At 69.7% G+C, this 11,466-nt stretch carries 11 protein-coding genes; 5 read left to right on the top strand and 6 right to left on the bottom strand.

The genetic code is table 11. The features are described 5' to 3' along the window. Nucleotides 1-9: 9 nt before the first annotated feature. The 5 genes from ACFYSH_RS19980 to ACFYSH_RS19960 are packed head-to-tail and all read left to right on the top strand — an operon-like array spanning nucleotide 10 to nucleotide 2,393. Nucleotides 10-426: a gas vesicle protein gene (locus ACFYSH_RS19980; protein WP_359464363.1), complete on the top strand. Its 417-nt coding sequence runs from the start codon at nucleotides 10-12 to the stop codon at nucleotides 424-426. Continuing rightward, on the top strand, nucleotides 423-1,247 hold the full coding sequence (locus ACFYSH_RS19975; RefSeq protein ID WP_388754110.1) for a GvpL/GvpF family gas vesicle protein: 825 nt from the start codon (nucleotides 423-425) through the stop codon (nucleotides 1,245-1,247). Before ACFYSH_RS19980 ends, ACFYSH_RS19975 begins: the two co-directional genes overlap by 4 nt. Continuing rightward, nucleotides 1,244-1,435, top strand: coding sequence for a gas vesicle protein (locus ACFYSH_RS19970; RefSeq protein ID WP_359464367.1), 192 nt, complete (start codon nucleotides 1,244-1,246; stop codon nucleotides 1,433-1,435). The genes ACFYSH_RS19975 and ACFYSH_RS19970 overlap by 4 nt, the downstream gene beginning before the upstream one ends. A 20-nt stretch (nucleotides 1,436-1,455) precedes the next feature. After that, nucleotides 1,456-1,869, top strand: coding sequence for a gas vesicle protein K (locus ACFYSH_RS19965; protein WP_359464369.1), 414 nt, complete (start codon nucleotides 1,456-1,458; stop codon nucleotides 1,867-1,869). A gap of 47 nt (nucleotides 1,870-1,916) precedes the next feature. After that, nucleotides 1,917-2,393 carry a hypothetical protein gene (locus tag ACFYSH_RS19960; protein ID WP_388754106.1) on the top strand — a complete coding sequence of 159 codons (477 nt, stop codon included), beginning with the start codon at nucleotides 1,917-1,919 and terminating at the stop codon, nucleotides 2,391-2,393. A gap of 158 nt (nucleotides 2,394-2,551) precedes the next feature. On the opposite strand, the gene ACFYSH_RS19955 is transcribed toward ACFYSH_RS19960, so the two are convergent. From ACFYSH_RS19955 to ACFYSH_RS19930, 6 genes are all read right to left on the bottom strand, one after another. Beyond that, entirely contained in the window at nucleotides 2,552-4,390 is a 1,839-nt protein-coding gene (locus ACFYSH_RS19955; protein WP_388754103.1) for a TerD family protein, read from the bottom strand. 186 nt (nucleotides 4,391-4,576) lie between these two features. Next, nucleotides 4,577-5,623, bottom strand: a complete 1,047-nt coding sequence (locus ACFYSH_RS19950) for a LacI family DNA-binding transcriptional regulator (protein WP_359464375.1) — start codon at nucleotides 5,621-5,623, stop codon at nucleotides 4,577-4,579. A gap of 244 nt (nucleotides 5,624-5,867) precedes the next feature. Beyond that, the gene (locus ACFYSH_RS19945; protein WP_359464378.1) at nucleotides 5,868-7,325 is read right to left on the bottom strand and encodes a GH1 family beta-glucosidase; all 1,458 of its coding nucleotides are present in this window, start codon (nucleotides 7,323-7,325) and stop codon (nucleotides 5,868-5,870) included. 157 nt (nucleotides 7,326-7,482) lie between these two features. Next, nucleotides 7,483-8,403 (bottom strand): carbohydrate ABC transporter permease, encoded by a 921-nt coding sequence (locus ACFYSH_RS19940; protein WP_359464380.1) that lies wholly within the window; start codon nucleotides 8,401-8,403, stop codon nucleotides 7,483-7,485. A gap of 15 nt (nucleotides 8,404-8,418) precedes the next feature. Continuing rightward, nucleotides 8,419-9,417, bottom strand: coding sequence for a carbohydrate ABC transporter permease (locus ACFYSH_RS19935; protein WP_388754098.1), 999 nt, complete (start codon nucleotides 9,415-9,417; stop codon nucleotides 8,419-8,421). A gap of 164 nt (nucleotides 9,418-9,581) precedes the next feature. Then, the gene (locus ACFYSH_RS19930) at nucleotides 9,582-10,904 is read right to left on the bottom strand and encodes an ABC transporter substrate-binding protein (protein ID WP_359464385.1); all 1,323 of its coding nucleotides are present in this window, start codon (nucleotides 10,902-10,904) and stop codon (nucleotides 9,582-9,584) included. Between the last annotated feature and the right edge of the window lie 562 nt (nucleotides 10,905-11,466).

The raw sequence follows: 11,466 nt of genomic DNA, 5'->3' as shown, positions 1-11,466 counted from the left end.
TGATCCGACGTGACCGACTCACTGGCCGGCCGCATGGGAGCCTCTTCCGCAGCGTCCCCCTACGGCCAGCAGCAGTCCTCGGCGAACCTGGCGGACATCCTCGAACGCGTCCTGGACAAGGGCGTCGTCATCGCGGGAGACATCCAGATCAATCTGCTCGACATCGAGCTTCTGACGATCAAGCTGCGGCTGCTGGTCGCTTCGGTCGACAAGGCCAAGGAGATGGGCATCGACTGGTGGGAGCACGATCCCTCGCTCTCCTCCCGGGCCCGCCCGGAGCAGGCCCCCGAGGTGAGCGCCGCTCCCGCGACGAACCAGGTGGAGGCGGAGAACGCACGGCTGCGGGCCGAGATAGCCGAGCTGCGCGCCGCTGTGGGGCTGCCGGCCGGGCAGGCCGCGCATGTGGAAGGCGAGGAATCCAAGTGACTGCGGAAGCGACCTCGGCGGCCGGCCCGGTCATGTCCTACGTCTACGCCGTCAGCCGCGCCGGCGCCCCCCTCGACGCGGCGCTCACGAACCGGCAGGGCCTGGAGGGAACCCCTCTGCGGACGGTCCGCGCCGGGGATCTCGTGGCTCTGGTCTCGTCCGTCCCCTCCGCCCTGTACGGAACCGAGGGCGTGAAGGCGCAGATGGAGGATCTCGGACGGCTGGAGGTGCTGGCCCGGACCCACCACGCGGTCGTCGAGGCGGCGTACGAGCACGCGACCGTACTGCCCATGCGCCTGGCGACGGTCTACCTCGACGACGAGCGCGTGCGGGGGATGCTCGGCGCACGCGAGCCGGAGTTCGCCGACCTGCTCGCCCGTCTCGAAGGACACGTGGAACTCGGCGTCAAGGTCTACGCCGACCCGCGCGCGGCGGTCACGGTGGGCGACCCTGGGCCGGCCACGGACGCGCCGGCAAGTCCGGGGCGGGCGTACCTCCAGCGGCGCCGTGCTCAGCAGCAGAACCACCGGGTGACCTACCGGGCGGCGGGCGCGGTGGCCGCCGAGGTGCCCGCCCGGGTGAGCGACATCGCCGAGGCGCACGTGACGCACCGTCCGCAGCAGGGTGATCTGGCCCAGGCCGCCGGGGAGAACATCGTCAACGACGCCTATCTCGTCGAGGCTGCCCAGGCCGACGCCTTCCGCGCGGCACTCACGGGGCTCGCCGACGGCGTACCGGGGGTGCGCGTGGAGATCACCGGCCCGTGGGCGCCGTACTCCTTCGCGACGCCGCCCGCGGCGGACGGCGGTGAGCCGCGATGAACGAGGACTCCGTCGAGTCCCTGGCCGGGCGCCAGGTGGCGCTCATCGACCTGCTCGACCGGTTGCTGAACGGGGGCGCGGTGCTCACGGGAGACCTGGTTCTCTCCGTCGCCGAGGTCGACCTCGTGCACATCAACCTGAGAGCCGTGATCCGGTCGATCACGTCGGAGGAACCGGCACCGTGGTGAGGACGAACGAGGAGCGCCCCATGCCCGAGCAGCCCGAGGAAACAGCGGGCCCGCGTACGCAGGCGACGAGCCTCCAGGAGGTCGCCCAGGCCGCAGCACACGCCTTCGACCTCGTGCCCGCCGGGCCCGACGAGCCGGGCACACGCAACGGCCTGGCGCAGCGTCTGGAGACCGACCCGGACACGGTGGAACGCGATCTCATCAAACTGGTGCTGACGATCGTCGAACTGCTGCGCCAGCTCATGGAGCGCACCGCTCTGCACCGGGTCGACGTGGGCGATCTACGTGAGGAACAGGAGGAGCGCATCGGGATGACGCTGATGATCCTCCAGGACCGCATGGCGGAGCTCTGCGAGCGCTACGACCTCACCATGGAGGACCTCAACCTGGACCTCGGCCCGCTGGGTTCGCTGCTTCCACGGGATTCCGGCTGAGTTCCGCCAGTCCGTTTCGAGCCGCGTCGAGAGGTAACACGAACACCATGACTGCAGAGAGCGAAGACACCAAGAAGAATGTGAACGGTTCTGCGGAGAAGGCCGGTACGGGTGCCCGGGCGGCCGCCACCAAGGGGCGACAGACCACTGCGGCGGCCGGAAAGCAGGCCAGGTCCGGCTCGGCGGTCGCAGCCTCGAAGGCCAAGTCCTCGGCACAGGACGCCAAGTCCAAGGCCCAGGACGCCGCCGGGTCCGCGGAGGCCGGTGTACGGTCGGCCGGCCTGGCGACGAAGCGCGCCGCTGTCGCGGGCTGGGACACGGGCCGGCAGACCGTCCTGGACACGGCGGGCAAGGTGACCTCGACGGCGACCACGGCGTGGACCGTCGTCAAGCACCGCAAGGCCATGGCCGTGGGCGCCGCAGCGGGTCTCGGTGGCCTCGTCGGCGGCGCGTTCGCCCTCGGCCGCCAGACGGCCAGGACCCACGCCGGCCCGATCACCCGCCTCACCGGCGGCCGGCTCTGACCGGACCGCGGTACGCACCGAACCCCTGGAGGGCCGACAGAGCACTGTCGGCCCTCCTTTCCTGGGCACGGACCGGCGGCGCGGGCCCCGCCGCGAGTCGCCGGGCGCGTTTCCACCGACGGTGACGACGGCCGGGGCGGGGACGACGGACGACGGCGTCAGACCCGGCGGCAGCGCTCTCGCAGCTCGGCGATGACGGCTTTCTCGCGCGCGTCGACGTCACCGTCCACCGTGGCCACCCGGTCGGCCACGTCGAGGAGGTCGCTCAGGTCCCCTGGCTCCGCGTCCAGGCGTCGCCACACCTCGGCAGGGTCGATGTCGACGAGATGAGCGAGCTGCTCGTCGACCACCTGGTGCTGTTCCCGGACCAGTCGCACCAGATGCCGCATCAACAACGTCTCGTCATCCGCGATCTTGTCGTCCGCCATGACGACGAGCCACGCGACCCACAGCATCAACTGCGGGTGCTGACACCGCTTGGTCAGCCCTTCGGCGAGTTCGATCACCCGCGCCTCGTTCCGGAACACGGCTTGCGCGTGCCGCCCGGCGAGCAGCGTCGTGTAGCGGTTCAGCACCACCGCGAGGGGAACGCCGACCAGGGGGATGCCGATCTTGATGACGTTGCGCTGCAGGAGGTACTTCCCGACGACGGGGAGGCCTCTCGCCGCGGTCAGCACCCCTCCGGAGTAGAAGCGCTTGATCACCGGCCGCACCAGGGCCGGGACCGCCTTGACCACACCTCCCCGGACCGCTTCCCCGCTCTTGATCGTGAAGGCCACCCGGATGAGCTTCCACATGTCCTCGGGGTCGGACAGGTCGAGCGGGACCCGGTAGAGGACCGCGATGTCGTAGGCCAGGCGGAGCTGGAGCCGGGTGACGAAGGCGACATCGACCATCATGGTCGCGACGGCGGCCGGGACGGTCGCCGCCGAGGCGCCCCCGAGGCTTCCGATGGTGGCGGCGACGGCCGCCGTGTAGGCCCCGGCGGACAGCCCGCCTTCGAGTGCGGCGTACCGAGCCGCCAGCTTCATCCGCTGATCGACGACGGCGTCCGGGGGTACGCCCTCGTACCGCTCCTGGAAGTACTGCCAGTCGACCTTGTCGGTGTAGGAGCTCATGGCCTGGGCGCTCAGCTTGGTGAACCAGCCGCCCGACTTGATGTCGTCCGGGCTCAACCCCTTGATGAACTCCCGCAGTTCGGCTCGCTCCCGCTCGACAGCCTCCCGGTCGGCGTCGTCGCCCGGGGCGTCGACGACGTCGACCGGGGTTTCCGTCACGGGTTGCCCGGCGGGCTCCTCCTGGCTCCTGGCCTCCCCGGTGCTCGCCGGGGCCGCGGCCTCGGGCTCCGGTGCCCGGGGTGGAGGCACCGCCGCCAGGGGCGCGGTCTGCGGGACGGACTGGGGCGGGGTGTCCTCGTCCGGGCCCTGGGCAGCCACCCCCTCCTCCCCGGCGTCGTCCTCGTCGTCGAGACCGAAGTCCGCCTCCAGCCCGGCCAGGCCGGACGCGTAGCCCTGCCCGACGGCACGGAACTTCCACTCGTCGGCGCGCCGGTAGAGCTCTCCGAAGATGAAGGCGCCCACGGCGCCCGCCTCCTCGACGGAGAACTGGACCAGACGGGTGCCGGAGCTGTCCGTGAGTGTCAGGTAGAGGTCGTTGAGATCCCCGAAATGGGCTCCGCCGTAACGGCTCGCGGCCACCACGATCCGCTCGACCTCGGACGGTACCGCGTCGAGATCACAACTGATGCGGTCCTCGTAGGCGTCGGCCGTGGGAGCCTTCCCGAGCAGCTGGACACTGCCGTTGCCGACGACCGGGTTGTTGTGGAAACAGAAGTCGGCGTCGCTGCGCACTTTGCCGGTGTCGCCGAGCAGCCACAGGGAGACGTCCGCGTCACCCTCGCCCGTCGGGCTGCTCCACCCCAGGCTCATCGTCACCGAGCCGACGTGGTCGCTGAGCGCGGCCAGCCCGACGTTCGCCCCTCTGATCATCTTCTGCATGCGTGCCCCCAGATGCGCTGCCGGACCAGAGCGCACGTGCGGCAGACCGTTGCGTGACGTCGTGTGGTGCGTCACACATTCGCCGGACTCCGGGAACCCTATCGGCCGAGTGGGTGCTTCATGGAGATGTTGTGAAAACGTTCACTCACCATGGGTGCGGCCGCCCTCGGCCGACGACGGCGCACCTCAGGAGGACTCCCGCACGACCAACTCCGTGGGCAGTACGATTCTCGGGCGCTTCTCCGCGGTGGTGCCCGACGAGCGGTTCGCGATCTCCTGGAGAAGGACGCGGGCCATCGTGCGGCCCATCTCCTCGATCGGCTGGCGCACGCTCGTCAGGGGCGGGTCCATGTGGCGGGCCACCGCAGAGTCGTCGAAGCCGATCAGGGCCACGTCGTCCGGGATGCGGCGGCCGGATTCACGCAGCACCTGACGGGCTCCCGCCGCCATCACGTCGGAGGCCGCGAAGACCGCGTCGACCCCGGGGCGGCGCTCCAGCAGCTCCCGCATCGCCCGGGCGCCGCCCTCCTCGCTGAAGTCGGCGGGTGCGATCAGCCGTTCGTCCGGGTCGAGACCGGCCGCGGCGATGGCCTTGCGGTAACCGTCGAGGCGGCGCTGCGCCCCGTAGACGTCCAGGCGCCCGGTGATCGTGGCGATGGAGCGGCGGCCTCGCGAGATGAAGTGGTCGACGGCCGCGCGGGCACCCTCGAAGTTGTCGGAGTCGACGGAGGGCAGCGTCTCCGCCGCGTGCCTGCGGCCGCTGATCACGGAGGGCATTCCGAGCTGTTCGAGGAGGTCCGGCAGCGGGTCGTCGGCGTGGACGGAGACCAGGAGCACCCCGTCGACCCTGTGCGCGGTCAGATACTGGGCCAGTCGGCGGCGTTCACGGTCGTTGCCGGCGAGGGTCAGCAGCAGCTGCATCTCCGTGTCGGCGAGGGCCGCCCCGACACCGCGCACGATGTCGGAGAAGTACGGCTCGGCGAAGAACCGGGTCTCGGACTCGGGTACGACGAGGGCGATGGCGTCCGTGCGGTTGCCCGCGAGCGCCCGGGCCGCGCGGTTGGGTACGTATCCCAGCTCGGCGACGGCCGCCTCGACGGCCTCCCGGGTCTGTTCGCTGACCCGCGGCGAGCCGTTGATGACGCGTGAGGCCGTGCCCCGCCCTACTCCGGCCCGGGCCGCTACCTCTTCGAGCGTGGGCCGCCCGCCACTCCGTACTCGCGCTGCCGCCATGGCTGCCTCCCGTTCGCGGTCAATTTCTCACAGCGGGTTGGTCAAACCAAGTCCCGCTGCCCGATCCCTCGACACCGCTCCGGACCCGTCGGTCCTTCGCGGCGCCACACCCTTGGGAGCGCTCCCAAGCCTACGGGGTCCGGGTGCCGAGCACGTAAGGCGGGCAGGAGGCGGACACGGAGGAGCGGGACCCGGCGCACCGCCGGGTCCCGCTGTTCGTGCTGGTCGTCCGTGCCGGCCGAGGTCAGACGGTGCCGACCGGGGGCAGTGCGTGGCGGCGGATCACGTCGCTGTACCAGTGGGCGCTCGCCTTGGGGATGCGGCGCTGCGAGGCGTAGTCGACGTACACCGCGCCGAAGCGCTTCGAATAGCCGTACGCCCACTCGAAGTTGTCCATCAGCGACCAGAGGAAGTAGCCGCGGACGTCCGCCCCGTCGGCGACGGCCCGCTGCACTGCGTCGAGGTGGCCGTGCAGGTAGGCGACCCGCTCGGGGTCCTGGACCTTGCCTTCGGGCGAGACGTAGTCGTCGAACGCGGCACCGTTCTCGGTGACCATCAGCGGGAGGCCGGGGTGGTCGCGGGTGACGTCCATGAGCAGGTTGTAGAGCCCGTCGGGGTCGATCGACCAGTCCATCGCGGTGCGCTCCTTCCCCTCGGCGAGGTGGAAGGCGACGTGCTCCGAACCGGGCCACGGGGAGTGTGCGCTGGCGCCGTGGGCGTCACTGCGCGCGTAGTCGGCGTTCTGCTCCGGGATGGAGACGATCGTCGGCGCGTAGTAGTTGATGCCCAGGGCGTCGACCGGGCGCGAGATGGTCGCGAGGTCGCCGTCCTTGACCAGCTTCGACCAGTCCACCAGGTGCGAGGTGTCGGCGATCAGGTCCGCGGGGTACTCCCCGCGCAGCATCGGACCGGTGAAGACACGGTTGCCGACCGCGTCGATGCGGCGGGCGGCGTCCGCGTCGGCCTCGCTGCCGGTGAGCGGGCTGACCTGGTGGAGGTTGAGGGTGACCGAGGTCTGCGCAGCAGCGGGGAGTTGGGCGCGCAGAACCTCGATCGCCCGGCCATGGGCGAGGTTGAGGTGATGGGCCGCCTGCAGCGCCGCTGCGGGCTCGGTGCGGCCGGGGGCGTGTACGCCGGAGCCGTAACCGAGGTAGGCCGAGCACCACGGCTCGTTGAGGGTGGTCCACATGCCGACGCGGTCGCCGAGGGCGCCGGAGACGATCGCGGCGTAGTCGGCGAAGCGGTCGGCGGTCACGCGCTCGGGCCAGCCACCGGCGTCCTCGAGCTCCTGGGGGAGGTCCCAGTGGTAGAGGGTGGCGACGGGCATGATGCCGGCGTCCAGCAGTTCGTCGACGAGCTTGCGGTAGAAGTCCAGACCGCGCTCGACGGCCGGACCGCGGCCGGTGGGCTGGACCCGGGACCAGGAGACCGAGAAGCGGTACGCCTTCAGGCCGAGCTGCTTCATGAGCGCGACGTCGTCGCGGTAGCGGTGGTAGTGGTCGGCGGCGATGTCGCCGGTGTCGCCGTTGCGGACCTTGCCGGGCGTACGGCTGAAGGTGTCCCAGATGGACGGCGTGCGGCCGTCCTCGGCCGCGGCGCCCTCGACCTGGTAGGAGGCGGTCGCCGCTCCCCAGATGAAGCCCGTGGGGAACTGTGCCTCGGGTGCCTGCTTCGGGGTGGTGTCGGGTCGTACGGCAGTCATGCGGGAGCGCTCCCATGGGTGGAGGGACGAGGACAGGAAGTGCGGGGGCCCGGCCCCCGTACGGCCTGGTCAGGTACAGGTCGTACGGTACGGCCGGGCCGGACCTGGTGCGGAACGGCGGACCGGGATCGGACCGGGATGGAGCGGCGGGCCGGGGTCAGCCCTTGACGGCGCCGGACATGATGCCCCCGACGATCTGCTTGCCGAAGATCACGAAGACGACGAGCAGCGGCAGGGTGCTGATCAGCGCGCCCGCCATGACGATGCTCTGGTCGGGCACGTAGGACGCGCTCAGCTGGCCGAGGGCCACCTGGAGCGTGGGATTCTCCTGGTTCAGAGCGAGGTACGGCCAGAAGAAGTCGTTCCAGGCCTGGACGAAGGTGAGCATCCCGAGCACCATCATCGCCGGACGGGCGACCGGAAGCACGATGCTCCACACGATGCGGAGGTTGTTCGCCCCGTCCACCCTGCCCGCCTCGATGAGTTCGTACGGCAGCGCCTCGAGGAGGTACTGCCGCATGAAGAACACGCCGAACGCGCTCACCAGCGTCGGGAAGATCACCGACTCCAGCTGACCGCCCCAGCCGATGTCGGACATCATCATGAACAGCGGGACGACGCTGAGCTGCGGGGGGATCGTCAGGGTGGCGATGACCGCGGTCATCAGCGCGCCACGGCCCTTGAAGCGCATCTTGGCGAAGGCGTAGCCCGCCAGGGTGCAGAAGAACAGGGTCGCGGCCGTGATGCAGCCGGCCACGATGGCGGTGTTGACGATGGCCTTGCCGAGGTGGGCCTGCTCCCAGGCCGCTTCCAGGTTCTGGAACAGGTTGCCGCCAGGCAGGAGCGGCGGGGTGCTCGCCAGTATCTCGTCCTGGGTGCGGGACGCGGCCACGAGCGTCCAGTACAGCGGGAAGATCGAGCCGAGGCCCACGACGGCCAGGGCGATGTAGGCGAAGGGGCCCGCGTGGTGCTGACGGCCCGCGCCGGGCCGGAAGCGCCTGCTACGCGGGGGTTCGCCGGCGCCCGCGGTCTTGGAGACGCGGCGGTCCGGAACGGTGATGGGGCTGGTGGTGGTCATGGATATCGCTCCCGGTCAGGCCGCGGTCTTGCGCATGAAGCGCCCGATGAGCCAGTTGATCGCGGCAATGAGCAGCAGCAGGACGAGCATGGCCCAGGCGACCGCGGCGGCCGTACCGAGGTGCCCGAGGTTCCAGCCGTAGTTGTAGAGGTAGATGCTGAGCGTCTCGTACTGGTTCTCGGTGCCGCCCGTCGCGCCGTTGGTCCCGCCCTCCAGCAGGAGGGGCTCACCGAAGAGCTGCATCGAGCCGATGGTCGAGATGACGATCGTGAAGAGGATCGTCGGCCGCAGTGCCGGGATGGTCACGTTGCGGAACTGCTGCCAGCGCGAGGCACCGTCGAGCGAGGCGGCCTCGTACAGGTCGGACGGGACGGCCTGCATCGCGGCGAGGTAGATCAGCGTGTTGTAGCCCGTCCACCGCCAGATCACGATGACCGCGATGGCGATGTTGGACGTCCAGTGGCCGTTGACCCAGTTCGTCTCGCCCATGCCGAAGAACCCGAGCACCCAGTTCAGCAGGCCGCCGTCGGCGCGGAACACCAGGGCGAAGACGAGGGCCGCGGAGGCGACCGAGGTGGCGTACGGGGTGAGGATCACCGTGCGCCAGAAGGTGCTGGCCCGCAGTTTGTAGTTCAGCAGGTGGGCGAGGCCCAGCGCGATCATCAACTGGGGGACGGTCGAGATGACGCCGATGACGAAGGTGTTGGTGACCGAGGTCCAGAATTCGGAGTCCTGGAGGATGTTGCTGAAGTTCCCGAAGCCGACCCATTCCATCTGGTCGAGGCCGGTCATCTCCACCTTGTGCAGGGCGATCCAGCCGGTGTAGACGAGCGGATACAGCCCGAAGGCGCCGAAGACGAGGAAGAACGGAGCGATGTACGCGTACGGCGACGCCTTGTCGTCGAAGCGCCACAGCCGGCTGCGCCATGCCTGGCGGCCGGGGGTCATGGGCTTCGGAGTGCGCCGGCGATGCTGTGAGCCTTGCGAGCCCCGTGTGGGGGTCGTGGTTGCCACGGGTGGGAGTCCTTCCCTGGGTGTGCCGACACCGCAGGGGCAGGCCGGACCTCTGTCGGGTTCAGTGCGGGTGTCGGAAGCGGTACCGGTGCCGGTGGTGAACCGGCACCGGCGCGGGCGGCCGGGACGCGTGGAGGACGTCCCGCCGCCCGCACGGCGGAGGATCAGCCGACCACCTTGTCGATGGTCTCGATGGCCGCGTCCCAGGCAGCGTCCGGCTTGGTGCCCCGCTGCTCCATGTTGTTGATCTGCTTGGAGAAGGTGTCCTTGATGTTGCCGTCCTTCGCGCCGAGTACGGCGGCGGGGATGGCGTTGGCCTCTTCGGCGTAGATCTCGCCGATGGGCGCGTTGTTGAAGTACTCCAGCTTGGCGGTCTTCACGTCAGGCAGGGTGTAGGCGCCCTTGTTCGACGGGAAGAGACCGGCGGCCTTGAACACGGCGGCCTGCTGCTCCGGCGCGGTCAGCCACTTCACGAGCTCACCGGCCTCCTTGACGTGCTTGCCCTTGGCGGGCACGGAGAGGAAGGAACCGCCCCAGTTGGCGGCCGTGTCGCCCGGGGCGCGGGTGATGTCCCACTTGCCCTTGAACTCGTCACCGGAGTACTCGGCGATCTGGGCGGCCATCCATGCGGGACAGGCGATGGTCGCCATGGTGCCCTGGCGCAGAGCGGCCTTCCACGGGTCCTGGAACTGGGCCAGGCCCTGGGTCAGCTTCTTGTCGACCGCCTGGCTGGCGAGCTTCCAGCCCTCCTTGACGCCGGCGCTCTCCTTGTAGATCGGGTCGCCGTTCTTCGCGTAGTACTGCTCCGAGTGGGAGCTGACCACACCGTTGTACATGGCGCTGGCGGAGTCCATGTAGAAGGTGCCCTTGGGCGCCTTCTTCGTGTACTCCTCACCGAGCTTGAGGTAGTCCTCCCAGCCGCCGGCGAGCTTCGCGGCGACTTCCTCGCGGTCGGTGGGCAGCCCGGCCTTCTCGAACAGGTCACGGCGGTAGCAGATGGACATCGGACCGATGTCGGTGCCGGCGCCGATGACCTTGCCGTCCTCGGTGGTCGCCTGCAGCGCCTTCCAGTTCACCCACTGGTCGGTGTCGACCACCTTGGAGAGGTCGGCGAAGGCGTCCGCCTTGGTGTCGACGAGCTCCTTGGCCCGGCCGACCTCGATGCCGTGCACGTCGGCCAGACCGCTGCCCGTGTTGAGCTGCTGGAGGAACTTGGTGTAGTAGACCGGCTCTTCGGCCGCGGTGTTCGCCTTGACCGTGATGTTCGGGTGGAGCTCGTGGTACTTCTCGAAGAGCCCGGCCTCCTTGTAGCCGAACTGTCCGAAGTCGGCCACGGTCAGGGTGATGTTCCCGTTCGCGTCGGCCCCTTCCGAATCCGAGTCGGAATCGCCGCAGCCGGTCAGCAGCAGGGCGGCGGCCGTGAGGCCCGTGGTAGCCATGACGGCGGTTCTGCGGCTTCGACCTGCGACGGTGCGGGTGATGCGCATTCCACTACTCCTTGTTCCAGGGTGGGACAGGCGTTCATCTGCTCGGCATACGCGCTGGTGGGTGCGGGTGCCAGTGGTACGGAGAAGGCATGGGCCGTGCCGTCCCCGTACGAGCGAAAAACCTCGTTCGAAATGGGAGCGCTCCCATGCGCTGATGCCGGAAGATTGCTACCTCAGGGGGTGGGTGTCAAGAGTTGAAGACGCTTCCGTTGCCCATGTGTGTCCTGCAAGTCACGGGAACGTGTCCGACCGAGGGCTTGCGTTTACCTCCACCCCCTGCATGGGGGACCGGACAGGATCCCAATTCCCGCAGGTCAGTGGGGTGTTGGGGCGCCATTCGGGCTGTTGGTCGCCAAGAACGGCGGTACGGGCAGCGGTTTTCCGAGCCACGCGCGAATGGGCGCCGACAGCCACTGCCGTCCGGCGAGGCCCGCCGGAAGATGAACGGGGCAGGGCGTCCTGGGGGTGCACAGGGGGGTCATGAGGCGTTTCCGTGTTCTTTCCCCGAACTCCACAGGGGGACAGGGAGGTTCCGCTTCCCGCCGTACGGGTGGGGCGAGGA

It is taken from the genome of Streptomyces sp. NPDC005791, from assembly GCF_042871485.1.
GTDB lineage: Bacteria > Actinomycetota > Actinomycetes > Streptomycetales > Streptomycetaceae > Streptomyces.
The sequence above is the reverse complement of the archived record's forward strand: the minus strand, read 5'-3'. Positions and strand labels throughout refer to the sequence as shown.